General features: G+C 74.2%; 17 protein-coding genes. 11 read left to right on the top strand and 6 right to left on the bottom strand.

Going from position 1 to position 16,349, the window contains the following annotated elements:
• Nucleotides 1–873: AMP-binding protein (locus ABTY56_RS11920; RefSeq protein WP_350628485.1), on the top strand; the 873-nt coding region annotated here is incomplete at its 5' end.
• A gap of 64 nt (nt 874–937) precedes the next feature.
• Here the strand turns inward: ABTY56_RS11920 and ABTY56_RS11915 are convergent.
• The 3 genes from ABTY56_RS11915 to ABTY56_RS11905 form a co-directional block, all read right to left on the bottom strand.
• Nucleotides 938–1,312 (bottom strand): hypothetical protein, encoded by a 375-nt coding sequence (locus ABTY56_RS11915; protein ID WP_350628483.1) that lies wholly within the window; start codon nt 1,310–1,312, stop codon nt 938–940.
• Nucleotides 1,313–1,388: 76 nt separating this feature from the next.
• The gene (locus tag ABTY56_RS11910; protein WP_350628481.1) at nt 1,389–2,981 is read right to left on the bottom strand and encodes a restriction endonuclease fold toxin-2 domain-containing protein; all 1,593 of its coding nucleotides are present in this window, start codon (nt 2,979–2,981) and stop codon (nt 1,389–1,391) included.
• A 207-nt stretch (nt 2,982–3,188) separates the two neighbouring features.
• Nucleotides 3,189–4,022 carry a PIG-L family deacetylase gene (locus tag ABTY56_RS11905; RefSeq protein ID WP_350628479.1) on the bottom strand — a complete coding sequence of 278 codons (834 nt, stop codon included), beginning with the start codon at nt 4,020–4,022 and terminating at the stop codon, nt 3,189–3,191.
• A gap of 261 nt (nt 4,023–4,283) precedes the next feature.
• On the opposite strand from ABTY56_RS11905, the gene ABTY56_RS11900 reads away from it, so the two are divergent.
• Nucleotides 4,284–5,234, top strand: coding sequence for a ketopantoate reductase family protein (locus tag ABTY56_RS11900; RefSeq protein ID WP_350628477.1), 951 nt, complete (start codon nt 4,284–4,286; stop codon nt 5,232–5,234).
• 48 nt (nt 5,235–5,282) lie between these two features.
• On the opposite strand, the gene ABTY56_RS11895 is transcribed toward ABTY56_RS11900, so the two are convergent.
• On the bottom strand, nt 5,283–6,170 hold the full coding sequence (locus ABTY56_RS11895) for an SDR family NAD(P)-dependent oxidoreductase (protein WP_350628475.1): 888 nt from the start codon (nt 6,168–6,170) through the stop codon (nt 5,283–5,285).
• A gap of 80 nt (nt 6,171–6,250) precedes the next feature.
• On the opposite strand from ABTY56_RS11895, the gene ABTY56_RS11890 reads away from it, so the two are divergent.
• The 3 genes from ABTY56_RS11890 (at nt 6,251) to ABTY56_RS11880 (ending at nt 8,640) form a co-directional block, all read left to right on the top strand.
• Nucleotides 6,251–6,931 (top strand): TetR/AcrR family transcriptional regulator, encoded by a 681-nt coding sequence (locus ABTY56_RS11890; protein WP_350628473.1) that lies wholly within the window; start codon nt 6,251–6,253, stop codon nt 6,929–6,931.
• A 282-nt stretch (nt 6,932–7,213) separates the two neighbouring features.
• Nucleotides 7,214–7,591: a hypothetical protein gene (locus tag ABTY56_RS11885; protein WP_350628471.1), complete on the top strand. Its 378-nt coding sequence runs from the start codon at nt 7,214–7,216 to the stop codon at nt 7,589–7,591.
• A gap of 74 nt (nt 7,592–7,665) precedes the next feature.
• Entirely contained in the window at nt 7,666–8,640 is a 975-nt protein-coding gene (locus ABTY56_RS11880; RefSeq protein ID WP_350628469.1) for a hypothetical protein, read from the top strand.
• Between the two features lie 74 nt (nt 8,641–8,714).
• Here ABTY56_RS11880 and ABTY56_RS11875 read toward each other — a convergent pair whose 3' ends face one another.
• Nucleotides 8,715–9,386 carry a TetR/AcrR family transcriptional regulator gene (locus ABTY56_RS11875; protein WP_350628467.1) on the bottom strand — a complete coding sequence of 224 codons (672 nt, stop codon included), beginning with the start codon at nt 9,384–9,386 and terminating at the stop codon, nt 8,715–8,717.
• A 57-nt stretch (nt 9,387–9,443) separates the two neighbouring features.
• On the opposite strand from ABTY56_RS11875, the gene ABTY56_RS11870 reads away from it, so the two are divergent.
• The 6 genes from ABTY56_RS11870 to ABTY56_RS11845 all read left to right on the top strand — a co-directional run bounded on the left by ABTY56_RS11870 (nt 9,444) and on the right by ABTY56_RS11845 (nt 15,424).
• A complete protein-coding gene (locus tag ABTY56_RS11870; protein ID WP_350628465.1) occupies nt 9,444–10,907 on the top strand; it encodes an MFS transporter in 1,464 nt (487 codons plus the stop codon).
• The gene (locus tag ABTY56_RS11865) at nt 10,904–11,308 is read left to right on the top strand and encodes a cupin domain-containing protein (protein ID WP_350628463.1); all 405 of its coding nucleotides are present in this window, start codon (nt 10,904–10,906) and stop codon (nt 11,306–11,308) included. The genes ABTY56_RS11870 and ABTY56_RS11865 overlap by 4 nt, the downstream gene beginning before the upstream one ends.
• 179 nt (nt 11,309–11,487) lie before the next feature.
• Nucleotides 11,488–12,447, top strand: coding sequence for an ABC transporter ATP-binding protein (locus tag ABTY56_RS11860; RefSeq protein WP_350628461.1), 960 nt, complete (start codon nt 11,488–11,490; stop codon nt 12,445–12,447).
• The gene (locus ABTY56_RS11855) at nt 12,444–13,298 is read left to right on the top strand and encodes an ABC transporter permease (RefSeq protein WP_350628459.1); all 855 of its coding nucleotides are present in this window, start codon (nt 12,444–12,446) and stop codon (nt 13,296–13,298) included. The genes ABTY56_RS11860 and ABTY56_RS11855 overlap by 4 nt, the downstream gene beginning before the upstream one ends.
• A gap of 141 nt (nt 13,299–13,439) precedes the next feature.
• Nucleotides 13,440–14,750 (top strand): sensor histidine kinase, encoded by a 1,311-nt coding sequence (locus tag ABTY56_RS11850; RefSeq protein ID WP_350628457.1) that lies wholly within the window; start codon nt 13,440–13,442, stop codon nt 14,748–14,750.
• On the top strand, nt 14,747–15,424 hold the full coding sequence (locus tag ABTY56_RS11845) for a response regulator (protein ID WP_350628455.1): 678 nt from the start codon (nt 14,747–14,749) through the stop codon (nt 15,422–15,424). Before ABTY56_RS11850 ends, ABTY56_RS11845 begins: the two co-directional genes overlap by 4 nt.
• 23 nt (nt 15,425–15,447) lie before the next feature.
• On the opposite strand, the gene ABTY56_RS11840 is transcribed toward ABTY56_RS11845, so the two are convergent.
• Nucleotides 15,448–16,191, bottom strand: a complete 744-nt coding sequence (locus ABTY56_RS11840; protein WP_350628454.1) for a phosphatase PAP2 family protein — start codon at nt 16,189–16,191, stop codon at nt 15,448–15,450.
• Between the last annotated feature and the right edge of the window lie 158 nt (nt 16,192–16,349).

Here is a 16,349-nt window from a genome sequence, read left to right as displayed (position 1 = left end):
TCCACCGTCCAGATGCACACCGGCTTCTCGACGGCCGCGACCCTCCACCTCGTGCCGCGCTTCGACGCGGAGGAGGTGGTGCGGCTGATGGACACCGAGGAGATCACCTTCTTCGCCGGCGTCCCGACCATGTGGTGGGCCCTGCTGGGGGCCCTCACCGACACCGTCGACGTGGACCGGATCGCCCGCAACCTGCGGATCGGTGTCTCCGGCGGCGCCCCGCTGCCGGTGGAGCTCCTCGGCCGGGTCGAGGAGCGGCTCCACATCCGGATCCTGGAGGGCTACGGCCTCTCCGAGACCTCACCGGTGGTCACCTTCTCCGACCCCGGGCGCGAGCCGCGCCCCGGCTCCATCGGCGTGCCGATCTGGGGCGTGGAGATCAAGCTGATCGACGCGGACTGGGCGGAGGTCACCGAGCCCGGTGCCGTCGGCGAGATCGTGGTCAAGGGCCACGGCGTCATGAAGGGCTACTTCAACCGGCCCGAGGCGACCGCCGCGGCGATCAGGGACGGCTGGTTCCGCACCGGCGACCTGGCCCGCAGGGACGAGGACGGCTTCTACTACATCGTCGACCGGGCCAAGGACATGATCATCCGGGGCGGCTTCAACGTGTACCCCCGCGAGGTCGAGGAGGTGCTGATGACGCACCCCGCGATCAGCCTGGCCGCGGTCGTCGGCGTGCCGCACGAGAGCCACGGCGAGGAGGTCAAGGCGTTCGTCATCCTCGAGCCCGGCGCCTCGGCCACCCCGGACGAACTGGTCGCCTGGAGCAGGGAACAGATGGCGGGCCACAAGTACCCGCGCATCGTGGAGGTCGTCGACAGCCTGCCGATGACCGCCACCGGCAAGATCCTCAAGCGCGAACTCAGCTGACCGGCAGGCAGGTTGACGGGCAGGAGGGCAGGCGGTCGGCCAGTCGGGCGGTCGGGCGCGGCGCCTACGCGGGGAAGCTGTCGATGAACGCCTCCCGGCCGCCGGCCAGGTCGAGGGGCGCCAGCTCCGCGTCGTAGTCGATCCACCACACCACCGGTACCGCGGGCGCCAGTTCGTGCAGTGCGGTGTAGATGACGGTGAGCGGCGCGGAGTGCGGCTCCCGGTCCTCGAAGGAGAAGGCGCCGTGCCGCAGGTTGTACGCCAGCTCCGCCCAGCGGCCGGGCTCGACCTCGGCGTGGATCTCCAGGAAGTTCTCGAAGGCGCCGCTCACCGTGGCGTCCGGCCAGTGGCGGCGGACGCAGTCCTTCAGCTGCTCGCCGGTGAAGGTCCACGGACCGGTCTGTTCCTGGTCGGCGCTGACGTAGAAGGTGGCTCCCACGGGGTGTTCTCGCTTCTCTCTCGGGGGCTGCGGGTCACTGTCACGGTAACGGGCACGGTCACGGTAACCGGCACGGTCACGGTACGACGCGGACGTTCCCGGTGACGCCCTTGGCGGTCATCAGGGCCTGGAAGTAGGAGCTGGCCTTGGCGTCGTTGGTGATGAGCTCCAGGTGGTTGACCTTGTTGCGGGGGTCGTTCAGCGCCGAGGCGTACTTGTCCAGCTTCTTCGCCTCGCCGTCCATGGTGTTCTCGTACGCGAACTCGAAGACGCCGTCGGCGTTGTTCAGCCGGAACGGGGACTTGCAGCTCTTCTGCTGGCCGATGTACTTGGCGTCGATCGCGGCGCCGTCCTCGGGGCGGACGCCGTCGGCGTCCATGCCCAGCTCGCGGCCGGTCTCCGGGTCGGTCACCGAGGTGTAGAGCCGGTACTCGGTCGATCCGGCGACCCGGACCTGGTAGGCCCGGCGCGCGTCGATCTTGGGGTCGCCCTTGGCGGAGGGGCCCAGGGCGGGGAAGGTCCGGCCGTCCTGCTGCATCTGCGTCATCCAGGCCCGGACGGCGGCCTGGTCCTGCGGCGACAGCAGCGGGAACGGGCTGTTCGGATCGCGGGGCAGCGGCGGCATCCCGGGGGTGACGGTGAACGGCGGCTTGGGCGCGGGGGCCGCGGCGGCGTCGGTCGCCCCGGCCAGCACGACGGCGGTGGTCGCCGCGGCGGTCAGCCCCGCGCCGACGGGGATCAGGCTCGCAGCGGCGGTGTCGACCACGGCCGCCGCCTCGGCCAGGACCGCGAGTTCCGCGCTGCCCTCGACCGCCGCGGTCATGGCAAGCGCCGCGGTGCCGGCTTCGGCGGCGATCGCGGCCTCGCCGCCGGCGGCCGCCACGTCGGACGCGCCGAGGGTGACGACGGTCAGCAGGAGGCCCGCCCCGGCGACGAGCCCGGCGGCGATCGCGAGGTCCTCCAGCGTGTCGCGCAGGTCCTCGATGTGCTGCGCGTACGACTCGCAGGCCTGGCCGAGCTTGTACGCCGCGTTGGTGAGGCTGTTCAGCAGCGGGCCCTCGGTGGCACAGCCGTCGTGCACCTTCGCCCAGTTCTGCGCGAAGGAGGTGACGGCGCCGGAGGTGCTGGAGGCGGTGACGCGCAGGACCCGCTTGTCGCCCTCGGCGCCGAGCTTGGAGACGAGCTCCGCGAAGCCCTTCCAGTCGCTCGCGGCCTGCCGGAGCTTGCCCGGATCGCCCTGCGGCCAGAACTTCTTGAGCAGGTCGTGGACGGCGCCGCTGTCGTTGTGCCCGACCGCGGAGCGGAGCTTGGCCTTGGCGACCTCCTCGTCGCACTCCGGGGCGCTCGACGCGGGGAGCTTCTGCGGGGCCATCATCGAGGCCGCGATGTCGGCGTCGGTCTTGAGGTAGTTGATCGCCATCGTGTACAGGCCGTTGGAGGTCTGGCCGAGCTGGCCGACCACCTGGGCCGTCGCGTCGACGAGCTTCTGCGCGGCCGGATCGTAGGCGGCGGCGAACTTGGTGCCGGCCTCGTCGTCGCCCGCCATGCCCGCCGTGGCGTCCATGGCGAACACCAGGCTCCGGTAGATCCGGGCGGCGGCGTTCTGCAGATCGGTGAACCCGGCGGACGACAGCAGCATGTCGGCCGGTTTGACGTGAAAGTCCGTCATGGCGTGCTCCCCCGATATTTCCGGACATTCACGGTAGCAAGCAATGCCGACCGTGGCTGCCCTCGGGGCGGACGGGAGCGGAGGCGGAAATGCGGATGTGGAAACGGAGGCGGCGGCGAAGACGGGAGCGCCGCCCGGCTCGGCCGACCCTGGGGCCGGGCGAGCCGGGCGGCGCGCCGCACAACAGTCGCGGGGCTGCGGCAGCGGTCAGCGCAGTCCGGCGAAGAGGTCGTTCTCGGGGACGGCCGCGCCGGTGGTGTCGCGGACCCGGACGAAGGTCTCCACGCCCCACAGGTCGTTGAAGCGCTCCTTGCCCATCCGCAGGAAGAAGATGTTCTCGCCCTGGCTGGCGTGCGCGGCGAGGGCGTCGAACTTCTGGTCGGCGAACTGGGTGGTGTCCACCCAGGTGCTGATCTCCTCGTCGGGGAGGCCGATCTCGGGCATCTCGCCGGCCTCGGTCTGCTCCGGCTCGTCGAAGTCCGCGCCGAACTCGCGCATGACCTCCCCGAACTTCCGCACCATCGAGTGCGGTGCGGTCGTCCAGTAGACCTTGGGCGTCATGCCGGTGAGTTCCAGCGCCGCCATCGTGATGCGGTGCGCCTGGATGTGGTCGGGGTGGCCGTAGAACCCGTTCTCGTCGTAGGTGACGACCACGTCGGGCTGGTACCGGCGCATCAGTTCGGCGAGCCGGGCGGCGCCGTCCTCGACCGGTGTCCGCCAGAAGGAGCCGGGCGCGTCATTGGTCGGCCAGCCCATCATCCCGGAGTCGGCGAAGTCCAGCAGCTCCAGGTGACTGACCTTCAGGACCTCACAGCTCGCCTCCAGTTCCTCGCGGCGCATCGCGGCGACGGCCGCCGGGTCGTGCCCGGGGTCGCCCGGCTTGACACCCCCGGGCCCGTCACCGCAACCGCCGTCGGTACACGTGACGAGGACCGTGCGGATGCCCTCCGCCGCGTACCGCGCGAGGACACCCCCCGTCCCGCTGGCCTCGTCGTCGGGGTGGGCGTGCACCGCCATCAGCGTCAACGGCCGGTCAACCATGAAAACCATCCTCCGGTCTGAAAGTGCTCGGTTCGAGTCTGCGGTACGGCGGCACGCAGCTGCCCGCATTATCGGTGCCGCCGGTGACAACCCCAAGGAATCGCTTGGGTATTCCAATGAATCCCGAGGATTGACTCGGAGTGCGGGCGGATTCGATCATCACTGCAGGGCCTGGCGGCAACCGGCTCGACCCCCGCGGCGGTGCGAACGCACGGCGGGGTCGCGCGGTGCCGACCCACGACGTGCCGAGAGGAAACCACCGTGTCCGTTCCGTCCGAGGAGCACCGCACCACCCCCGCCGAGCAGACCGACGCCGACCACCGCCGGACGGTGGCGGTGCTCGGCCCCGGGGGAGTCGGCGGCCTGCTGGCCGCCCTGCTGTCCCGCGCCGGTCACCGCGTGATCTGCCTGGCGGGTGAGCCGACCGTACGCGTCCTGCGCCGGGACGGCATCCGCGTCCGCAGCCCCCAGTACGGGGAGTTCACCGCACGGGTCGAGGCGCGCACCGACCTGCGCGAACCCGTCGACCTCTGCCTGGTGACGGTCAAGCAGACCGCCCTGACCCCGGCGGCCGAGCGGATCGCCCCCGAGGCGGTCGCCGACGGCGTGGTCGTGCCGCTGCTCAACGGGGTCGAGCACGCGGCCGAGCTGCGCCGGCGGTTCGGCGCGGAGCGGGTCGTCCCGGGGGTGGTGCGGGTCGAGTCGACCCGGGTCGCCCCCGGCGCCGTCGAGCACGGCAGCCCGTTCACCGAGATCGACCTGGCGGGCCCGGCCGAGCGGCTCGCGGACCTCGCCGGAATGCTCCGGGCCGCCGGCGTCCGGACCCGCGTGATCGAGGACGAGCCCACCGTGCTCTGGGGCAAGCTCGCCTTCCTGGCACCGTTCGCGCTGCTCACCACCCGCCACGGGCTGCCGATCGGCCCGATCAGGACCGGGCACCGGGCCGAGCTGACGGTCCTGGTCGCCGAGGCCGCCGCCGTCGGCCGGGCCTGCGGCGCAGTCGTCGACCCGGACCGCACCCTGGCGCTGTACGACGCCTTCCCGGCGGAGGCGAGGTCCTCGATGCAGCGGGACGCGGAGGCGGGCCGCGCGCTGGAGCTGGACGCGATCGGCGGTGCGCTGCTGCGGGCCGCCGACCGGCAGGGCGTCCCGGTGCCGCTCGCCGCCCGTCTGGTGGCGGAGCTGGCGGCGGGGGCCGCGACGCGCTCCTGAGCGGGGCGGCCGGGCGCCAGCTCGGTTGCCCGTAGCCCGCTCGGCCGGTCAGTCGGTCGGGTCCGGCGGGAAGGGCACCGGGTAGGCCTCGGCGAAGTCCGCGGAGCGGGAGACCTCGCGCCACGTGGTGTCGTCCGCGAGCAGCCGCCGGTCCATGGCGATGGAGCCCTCGGCCGCGTTGACCCCGAGGGGCAGGTGGTGGGGGATGTCGCGCCGCTTGGCCATCCGGACGAGGATCTCGGCGGCGCGGACGGGGTCGCCGGCGGCGCTCGCCCCGTCGCCGCCCTGCCGCAGCCGTCGGTGGACGGCGCCGACCGTCTCGGCGTAGGCCTCCGGGATGTCGTGGACGACCATCGAGGAGCCGGCCCAGTCGGTGCGGAAGCCGCTGGGTTCGACGACCAGCACCTGCACGCCGAACGGCGCGGTCTCGGCCCGCAGCACGCGGCTGAACCCGTCGATGGCGAACTTCGCCGCCTGGTAGGAGGCGATGCCGGGGGAGCCGCCGACCCTCCCGCCCACGGAGGAGAACTGGATGACCAGCCCGCCCTTCTGTTCGCGCAGCAGCGGGAGGGCCGCCTTGGTGACGTTGTAGACGCCCCAGAAGTTCGTCTCGAACTGGGCGCGGAAGTCGGCGTCCTCGGTGGTCTCGATCGGCGAGACGTTGGCGTAGCCGGCGTTGTTCACCAGCACGTCGATCCGGCCGAAGTGCGCGTGCGCCTCGGCGAGGGCCGCGCGGGCGGCCTCCGGGTCGGTGACGTCGAGCGGGATCGGTCGCACCCGGTCGCCGAACTCCTCGACGAGGTCCGCGAGTTGCTCGGGGCGGCGGGCGGTCGCGGCCACCCTGTCGCCGGCTTCGAGGGCGGCGCGGACGAGGGTGCGGCCGAAGCCGCGGGAGCTGCCGGTGATGAACCACGTCTGTTCCACGGTCTGTTCCATGCCCTTAGTAAAACACCGTTGCGGTAATAGCGCAACGCTGTTGCGGTAATACGGCAACGGTGTTGCTCTACGATGGCCGGGTGGAAGCAGCAGCAGCGGAGTTCCGGCGGGCGCGCTCGCCCGAGGCCAAGCGGCAGCGCGAGGCCTCGATCCTGGAGGCGGCCCGGGCGCTCGGCCGCGAGCGCGGCATCAGGGACGTCTCCCTGACCGACATCGCCGCCGCGGTGGGGATGCACAAGTCGGCGCTGCTGCGGTACTTCGAGACGCGCGAGGAGATCTTCCTGCGGCTGACCGCGGAGGGCTGGCGGGAGTGGTCGGACGCGCTGTCCGCCCTGCTGCGGGAGGCCGCGGACCCGGGCCCGGCGGCCGTGGCGCGGGCGTTCGCTCGCACGCTGGCGGCCCGCGGGCTGTTCTGCGACCTCCTCGCGCACGCGCCGCTCAACCTCGAACGCCACGTCTCGCTCGACGCTGTGCGCGACTTCAAGCTCGCCACGCTCGCCGCCCGCGAGCCGATCACCCAGGCCGTCCGGGGGCAGCTGCCCGCCCTGGGCGACGAGGGCGTCATCGACCTGATCGCCACCGCGGTCTCGCTCGCCGGGGCGATGTGGCAGATCGCGAACCCGGGCGCGGAGGTCGCGGCCCTCTACCGCAGCGACCCGCGCCTCGCCCACGCCGTCGTCGAGGTCGAACCCCGGCTGACCCGCATCCTGACCGCGACGATCACCGGGCTGGTCGCGGGGGCGGGTTCCGCGCAGGACTGACCGGCCCTCACGACCCTGCCGGGAGCCGACCACCGCTGGTCAGCACGGCACCTCTCGCGGATCCCGCGGGCCCGGCCGGACGGCCCGTGGAGCCGATCCTCACGATCGCTGGAGCCCGCTCGCCAGGGCTCCGGCGATGCGGTTCCCTGAATGCGGGCCGGAGAGCGCCACCGGGAGAAACCCCGCGGACCCGACCCCGTACCACCGCACTTCCAGCGGGCCCAGCCCCGCGTGAACAGCCTTCCAGGACTTTCCAGGACAGCGGATCAAGGGAGAACGCGCGTGAAGATCAGCCGGAAGCTCGTCGTCAGCGCCGTCGCCGGCGGCATCCTCGCCGGGACCGTCGCGCTCGCCGCGCCGGCCAGCGCCGAGGTCAAGCCGATCGACTGTGGTGCCGCCCAGGGCCGTGGGGTGACCGTCTACTCCGGTGGCCCGAACAACTACCACGCCGTGCGCTGCTTCGGCTTCACCGGCAGCGGCTCCCAGACGCTCAGCGTCTGGATGACCGGCACCTCCGCCGTGGGCTCGGGCGTGAACACGGGTTACACCAACTACTACACCAGCGGCGGCCGTGACACCGGTGCGCGCTTCAACCCGTGGAGCATCACGCCCTACATCGACATGAACTCGACCACGTACTCGGTCAACATCTGGTCCTAGTCTCCACCGCGGCGGGCGCCGGGTACGACCCCGGCGCCCGCCGCCGCTCCCAGGGACGGTTCGGAATGAACGCAATGCGCGGTACCACCCGACGTGCGGCCGGGCTGTTGGCCCTGGCGGTGTCGGTCTCGGTGTCGGCGGCGGCCGTCGCGGGGTGCGGGCCGGCCTCCGGCGGCGGCGCGGCGGCGGTGCCCGCCATCGGCCCCGTCACGACCGTCACGGCGGTGGAACAGATCGTCCGGCCCATCGACCGCTACCTGGTGACCCCGCAACAGGTCACCACCCTGCAGTCCGCCGCGAACGTCCTGAACGAGAGGTGCATGCGGGAGTTCGGACTGCCGCCCGTGGCCTCCGACCTCATCGGGTTCGACGAGCAGGCCCTGCGGTACGACCGCACGCACGCACCGCTGTACGGCTTCTTCGACCCGGAGCGGGCCGCCGTGAGCGGATACGACCGGGTCCCCGCGCAGTCCGGACCGGCTGCGTCCGCGCCCGCGGCCGCTCCGCCGTCGCCGTCGCCGGAGACGATGGCGGTGGAGCACGGGGTGGACCCGACCGGGAAGGCGGTGCCCGCGTACGCCGGCAGGACCGTTCCGGCCGGCGGCTGCAAGGGGGAGAGCACGCGGGGCGCCGGTGGCGCACTCCCGCTGCCGGACCCGCAGGCCCTGCCGGACCACGGCCCCGGGGTCCCCGTCGGTGATCCGCGCGTCCGCGCCGCCTTCGCCGCGTGGAGCGCGTGCATGCAGACCAAGGGCTACCGCTACCCGACGCCGCAGGACGTCCTCGCCGACACCGGACTGCTGCCGAAGACGGCCGAGGTGAACGGCGTGGTGTCCGTCGAGCACTCGGCGCGGGAGCTGAAGCAGGCCTCCGACGACGTGGCGTGCAAGCTGTCGACCAACCTGGTCGGCATCACGCTGGCCGTGCAGTCCGCCTACGACACGCGGTACGTCGAGAGCCACGGCCCGGCGCTGGCCGCCTACCGGCAGCGGATCGAGGACCGGGTCCGGGCGGCGGAGCGGATCCTCCAGGAGCAGGGCACGGCCTGATACCTCCTCGACAGCGGGCGGCCCCGGTCCCTGCGGATCGGGGCCGACCGCTCGGCGCGTGGCGGGCAGCCCGTTCAGCGCGCGTCGAGCAGCCCGGCCACCAGGGCGCGGAGCCCGTCCGGGTAGGTGTCCTCGGCGGTGATCGGCTCCCAGCGGTCCGCGACCTGCGCCAGTCGGGGCAGCTCCGCCGGGTCGAGCCCGGCGAAGACCTGCTCGCGGTAGGTCGGGCGGTCGTCCGCGGTGCGGCGACGGGCCGCCGTCGCCCGGACCACGATCTCGCCGGCGGTGTAGTACCAGATCGCCCGGTAGCCCTGCACGGCCCGGTCGAGCGGGAGTCCGCAGTCGACCAGGCCGTCGACGATCTGCTCGACGAACCACAGGGCGTGGGTGGACATCAGGTCGTCGGCCGTCAGCACCTCCACGATCCAGGGGCAGGCGGCGAGCGCCCCGTGGATCGCGGACGCCGCGGCGACGACCCGCTCACGCGGCTCGGCCGGCAGCCCGGTGGGCCGCAGGGTGCGGGCGGCGTGGTCGTCCAGCAGCAGGACGAGCAGCTCCTCCTTGTCGCGGACGTGGTGGTAGAGCGCCATCGGCGTGCTGCCGACCTCGGCGGCCAGGCGACGCATCGTCAGTTTCCCGACGCCCTCCTCGGTCACGATCCGGCGGGCCGCGTCGACGACCTCCTCGCGGGAGATGCGGGGCGGGCGGCCGGTGGCCTTGCGCGGTGCGGCGGGCTGCTGCGTCATGCCCTCCATCATCCCCTGGCGCTCGACAGCGGCGACCGGCCGGGGTAGTTTCCTTACATGTACAAAAACTCGTTACGCCCCGGCCGGGTGCTGGCGGCGGTGACCGTCGCGCAGTTCGTCTTCGCCCTGGACATGTCGGTGGTCAACGTCGCCCTGCCCGCGATCCGCACCGCCCTTGGATTCGCACCGCTCGACCTCTCCTGGGTCGTGCACGTCTACGCACTCACCTTCGGCGGACTCCTGCTGCTCGGCGGCCGCGCGTGCGACCTCTACGGCCGGCGGCGCCTGCTCGTCACCGGCCTGGCCGTCTTCGGACTCTGCTCCCTCGCAGGCGGACTCGCCCAGGAACCCTGGCAGTTGGTCGCCGCCCGCGCCGGACAGGGCGTCGGCGCTGCGGCCGCCGCCCCCGCCGCGCTCGCGATGCTCACCACCACCTTCACCGAGGGCCCCCGCCGGGTCCGCGCACTCGGCGTGTGGAGCGCGGCGAACGCGGCGGGCGGCGCCCTCGGCGTCCTCGCGGGCGGACTGCTCACCGAGTACGCGAGCTGGCGCTGGGTCATGCTCGTCAACCTGCCCGTCGTGGCGGCGGCCCTCGCGCTGCTCCCCGCGGCCGGGCCCGCCGAGGAGCGGCCCGCCCGGCGGGAACGGCAAGCCGCGCGGGAGCGGCCGGACGTGCTCGGCGCCGTCCTCGCGACCGGGGGAGTGGGCCTGCTGGTGTTCGGCGTCGTCCGGACCGAGGCCCGGGGGTGGACCGCGCCGGCCACCGTTGGCACGCTCGCCGCCGCGGCCGTGCTGCTGGCCGCCTTCGTCGTCACCGAAACCCGGGCGCCCGCACCGCTGTTGCGCCTCGGCCTGCTGCGCAGCCGCTGGGTCGCCGGGGCCAACCTGCTGGTGTTCCTGGCCGCCGCGGGGCAGTTCGCCGCCTTCTACTTCGTCTCCCTCTACCTGCAGCAGGTGCTGGGCCTGGGCGCCGCCGCCACCGGCGCCGCGTTCCTGCCCTTCTCGGCGGGGCTGGTCGCGGGCACCGTCGTCGCCACGCGCGTCACGGCGGCCCGCGGCCCGCGTGCCGCGCTCGTACCCGGCGCCGTCCTGGCCGCCGCGGGCCTGGCCTGGTTCGCCGGCATCAGGCCCGACGGCGGGTTCCTCACCGACGTCCTCGGTCCGTCCCTCGTGACCAGCATCGGCACCGGGCTGGTGCTCGCACCGGTCGCCGCCGCCGCGACCACCGGCATCGCCCCGCACGAGGCCGGCCGGGCCGCCGGGCTGCTCAACAGCTCGCGCCAACTCGGCGGCTGCGTCGGGCTGGCCGCCCTGGCCACCGTCGCCGCCCACCGCACCGGAACCTCCACCGACCCCGTCGCACTCGACGACGGCTACGCCCTGGGGCTGGCCGCTAGCGCCGTCCTCTTCGCCCTCGCGGCGGTCGTGGCGACCGTCGTGCTGCCCCGCCGCCGGCCGGACACCCCCGGCCCCCGACCCGCCACCCCGGCGGAGAAGCAACCGGAAGGAACCCCCGCATGACCACGACCCCGACCGCCGCGGTCGACCTGTTCGCCTCGGCCCTGCACATCCACCCCGACGGAAGCGTCCGGGCCGCCGGACGCCGGATGACCGGCGGCGACCCCGGCGCCTGGCAGATCGCCACCTTCCACGTCGAGACCGACGCCGACGTCCACGCCGACCACTGGGAGATGCACCCCGAGGCCGAGGAGGCGGTCTGCTGCCTGACCGGCGGCGTCCGCGTACACTTCCGCCCCACCGCGCCCGGGGACGCCGAGGAGACGGTACGGCTGACGGCCGGCCGCGCGGTCGTCGTCCCGCGCGGCCGCTGGCACCGCCTGGAGCTCGACGCCCCCAGCGACCTGATGTCGATCACCCTGCGCACCGGCACCCGCCTCGAACGGCGCAGCGACTCCCGCTGAACCCGGGACCGCCGGCCACACGGCCGCGGCTCCCCGGACGGCGCCGGGCCCGTGGTACCGCGGTACTACGGGCCCGCCGATGATCGGCCCCCGGTACCACGGTCCGGGCCGTCCCCGCCCCCTAGCGTGGAAGACCAGGGCGGTCGGGACGGCCCGGCCCCGGAGCACAGGGATGACCGATGATCGAGGCGCACCAGCTGACCAAGCGGTACGGCGAGAAGACGGCCGTGGACCGGCTGGACTTCACGGTCCGGCCGGGTACGGTGACCGGCTTCCTCGGGCCCAACGGGGCGGGCAAGTCCACCACCATGCGGATGATCGTCGGACTCGACGCCCCCACCGGCGGGACGGTCCGCGTCAACGGCCGCCGCTACGCCGAGCACGCGGCGCCCCTGCAGGAGGTCGGCGCGCTGCTGGAGGCCAAGTCGATCCACCCCGGACGCTCCGCCTTCAACCATCTGATGGCCCAGGCCCACACCCACGGCATCCCGCGCCGCCGGGTCGAGGAGGTCATCGAGATGACCGGGCTGCAGTCGGTGGCCCGCAAGCGCGCCGGGGCGTTCTCGCTCGGCATGGGCCAGCGGCTCGGCATCGCCTCGGCCCTGCTCGGCGACCCGGCCACCGTGATGCTGGACGAACCCGTCAACGGCCTCGACCCCGAGGGCGTCCTGTGGATCCGCAACCTCCTCACCGGGCTCGCCGCCGAGGGACGCACCGTCTTCGTGTCCTCGCACCTGATGAGCGAGATGGCCCTCGTCGCCGACCACCTGATCGTCGTCGGACGGGGCCGGCTGCTGGCCGACACCACCGTGCAGGACCTGGTCCGCGAGGCCGGCGGCGACGTGGTCAAGGTCGCCAGCGCCGACCCGGCCGGGCTGCGCACCGCGCTCGCCGGACCGGGAGTCGAGATCACCGGCCGGGCCGGTTCGGAGGAACTCCTCGTCAGCGGCCGCACGGCCCGCGAGATCGGCCTCGCCGCCGCCGAGCGCGGCATCGCGCTGTTCGAGCTCACCCCCCGGACGGTCTCCCTGGAGGAGGCGTTCATGGAGCTGACCCGCGACGCCGTCGAGTACCACGGCACCACCACCGCCACTGCTGCCACCACCGGCGGCACCGAGACCTCCAGGAGTGTGGCATGAGTACTGTCGCACCGAGCCCCTCGTCGTCCGCGTCCGCCGACCTCCGGCCCGCCGCCCGTCCCGCGTACAAGGTGACGGCGCTGCGCGTGCTGCGCTCCGAGTGGGCCAAGCTGTGGTCGCTGCGCTCCACCTGGATCACCCTCGGCCTGGCCCTGCTGTTCCTGGTCGCCTTCGGCCTGATCGCCGCGTCCCAGTTCAAGTCGCGGATCAGCGACGGCCGCCCGATGGACCGGGACTTCGCCGCCGCGAGCACGCTCAGCCTGTCGCTGTTCGGCACCAACTTCTCCCAGCTGGCACTCGGCGTCCTCGGCGTGCTGGTCGCCGCCGGCGAGTACTCGACCGGCATGATCCGCTCCACGCTCGCCGCCGTGCCGCGCCGCCTGCCGGTGCTGTGGTCCAAGGCCGCCGTGTTCGGGGTGATCGCGCTGCTGCTCGGCACCGTCGGCGCGTTCACCGCCTTCGTCGTCGACAGCCGGATCCTCGCGAGCACCCGTGCCGCGATGACCCTCTCCGACGCCGGGGTCGTGCGCGGCCTGCTCGGGGCCGGGCTCTACCTCGCGCTGGTCGGCGTGATCGGCGTCGCACTCGGCGCGCTGCTGCGCTCGGTGGCCGGCGGCATCGCCGTCCTGGTGGCCACCCTGATGCTGATCCCCGGCCTCACCGCGCTGCTGCCCAGCTCCTGGCAGGACCACATCGGCCCCTACCTGCCCAGCCACGCCGGCCAGGCGATGTTCGCCCTCCAGCACGACGCCGCCACGCTCTCGCCGACGGCCGGACTGGTCGTCTTCCTCGGCTGGACGGTGCTCGCCCTGGCGGGAGCCGCCGTGCGCCTGGTGCGCACCGACGCCTGACACACCCGCGGGGCCCGCGGCACCCGCGAGGCCTGAGAGACTCGGAGGGCGGCGCCGGCGAGGACCGGCGCCGCCTTCCACCATTCTTCGACGATTCCCTACCCGATCTCGAAGCGCGCGCAGACCACGGAGGTGCCACCGGTGAACGACCACGTCACCTCCACCGGCCCGTTCACCGGAGCCGAGGTCCTGTCCGGCCCGGTGTTCGCCCGCCTGGCCCGGATCGGCCAGCGGGTGCGCCAGGCCGACCGCGACCACCCGTGGGTGCTCGACGCCGCCGTGGTCGTCGCCGTCTTCGTCGTCTTCTGCCTGCCCGACCTGTTCCCCTGGCACGGTGACGGCGGCCCGCGCGAGCACCGGATCGTCCTCGCCCGGCCGCCGCTGCCCGCGATGCCGGCGCTGCAGGCTGGCCTCGTCGTCCCGCTGCTGTGGCGCCGCCGGCGGCCCACCGCGGCCTTCGTCGCGATCATGGCGGTGTTCGTCCTGCAGTGGTCGCTGGGCGTCGCCCTGCGCGCCGACGCCGCCCTGCTGGTCGCCCTCTACAGCCTGGCCCTGCAGGGCCGGCTGCGGCACCTGGCCTGGTCCTGCGGGGCCATGGTCGGCGCCATCGCCCTGGTCGCGGTGGCCGTCTCCGGCGGCGGGCTCCCCGTCGGGGACGCCCTGTTCTTCCTGTTCAGCGCCGCGACGGCGGCCGTCGCCCTCGGCATCGCGGTCCGCATCCGGCGCGCCCAGCTCGCCGGACTGCGCGAACGCGCGGCCCGCCTGGAGGTCGAACGCGACCAGCGCAGCCGGCTCGCCGCCGCCACCGAGCGCGCCCGGGTGGCCCGCGAGATGCACGACATCATCGGCCACAACCTGTCCGTCATCGTCACCCTCGCCGACGGCGGCGCCTACGCGGCCCAGGCCGCCCCCGAACGCGGCCGGGAGGCCCTGCTGCTGATCGGCGACACCAGCCGCCAGGCCCTCGGCGAACTGCGCCGGATGCTCGGCGTCCTACGGGACCAGGGCGAGGAGACCGCCGAGTTCACCCCGCAACCCGGCATCTCCGACCTCGACGGACTGTGCGCCCGCATCCGCGCGGCCGGCCCCCAGGTGGTCTACACGGCGGCCGGCGACCTCGGCCACCTCGACCGGGGCATGCAGCTGATGGCCTACCGCATCGTCCAGGAGTCGCTCACCAACGCCCTCAAGCACGCCGGACCCGACACCCTGGCCCACGTCACCCTGACCGCCGGCACCGACCGGCTGCGGGTCCGCGTCCAGGACAGCGGCCCGCCCCCCGGCGTGCGCACCCCCGGGCACCCCGGCGGCGAGGGCCACGGCCTCGCCGGCATCCGCGAACGCGCGGCGCTGTACGGCGGCAGCGTCACCGCGGGACCGGGCCCCGGTGCAGGATGGACCGTGGAGGCCGTACTCGACCTCACCCCCGACCCGACAGGCGGCCCGACGTGACCACCGTCCTCATCGTGGACGACCAGCCACTCCAGCGCTACGGCTTCCGCATGCTGCTGGAGAGCCAGCCCGACACCGAGGTGGTCGGCGAGGCCGCCCACGGCGCCGAGGCCGTCCGGCTGACCGCCGACCTGCGGCCCGACGTCGTGCTGATGGACATCCGGATGCCCGGCATGGACGGGATCGACGCCACCCGCCGGATCGTCGCCACCGGCGGCCGCTCCCGCATCCTCGTGCTGACCACCTTCGACCTCGACGAGTACGCCCACGCCGCGCTGCGCGCCGGCGCCAGCGGCTTCCTGCTCAAGGACGCCCGCCCCGAGGACCTGCTCTCCGGCATCCGCTCCGTCGCCGTGGGCGACGCCGTCGTCGCCCCCGCCATCACCCGCCGCCTGCTCGACACCTACGCGCACCACCTCCCGGTCCGCCCGCCCGGCGCGCCGCCCGCCGCCGACCCGCGGCTGGAGGCCCTGACCGAGCGCGAACGGGAGATCCTCGTCGCCATCGCCCAGGGCTGGACCAACGGCGAGATCGCCACCCGCCTCGTCCTCGCGGAGTCGACCGTCAAGACGCACGTCAGCCGGGTCCTGGCGAAGATCGGCGCCCGGGACCGGGTCCAGGCGGTGATCTTCGCGTACGACCGCGGGCTGACCCGGCCGCAGCCCCCGGTCTGAGCCCGCGCGGGCGCGCGCGTCGGTCAGGCGGGGGGTGGTCCGGCGGGCTCGTGGGTGTCCCGCGGCGGGGCGGTGGGCTGCAGCGGGCGCAGGACCACGGCTCCGAGGGCGAGCCATCCGGCGGCGAGGAGCCAGCCGCCGAGGACGTCCAGGGGCCAGTGCACCCCGAGGTAGATCCGGCTGAGGCCGACGGCGGCGGTGAACACGGCGGCCCACGCGACCGCAGCCCCGGCCGCCGCCGGGTGGGCCCGGGCGACGGCCAGGGCGAGCAGGCCGGAGCTGACGGCGGCCGTGAAGGAGTGGCCGGAGGGGAAGGAGAAACCGGACGCCTCCGTCGCCCACTCCGTCTGCGGCGGCCGGGGCCGTCCGCAGGCGTGCATCACGCCCAGCCGCAGGAACTGGCCCGCGATCAGCCACAGCACCGGCGCCGCCAGCTGCACGGCAGCCCGCCGGGCGGACCGCGGCGCGGGCGTGGCGCGGAGGTTGACGGCCCCGGCGGCCAGGGCGAGGAGGTAGGGCACCACGGCGCTGCCGAGCCGGGTGAGCGCGACGGCCACACTCCGGGCGGCCGCCGGGCGGTGGTCGGCGGCCCAGTCGACGGCCGCCCGTTCGAAGGGGAACGGCGCCCAGGCGCGGGTGGCCAGCAGCACGGCGAGGGCGGTGAACAGCACGCCGGCGACGGCCGCGACGAGGAGCCACCGTCGCCCGGCGCGGGCCTCCGGCTCGGCGGGCCGGGGCGGGCGCGCGGTCCTCGGCGATCGGTTCATCGGGCACGACGCCTTTCCTCGGGGCCGGGAGCCTGTCGCAGCCGCCGACCGGGCGGCGGCGCCGTCCCCATGGTCGCGTCGTGCACCGCCCTGCCGGGCGCAGCCACGCCACGGCCGCCGCGACGCCGACGGCGCCGGACGGCTCGTACCGCCGGCTA

Source organism: Kitasatospora sp. NPDC097691 (assembly GCF_040302665.1).
Taxonomy (GTDB): domain Bacteria; phylum Actinomycetota; class Actinomycetes; order Streptomycetales; family Streptomycetaceae; genus Kitasatospora.
The sequence above is the reverse complement of the archived record's forward strand: the minus strand, read 5'-3'. Positions and strand labels throughout refer to the sequence as shown.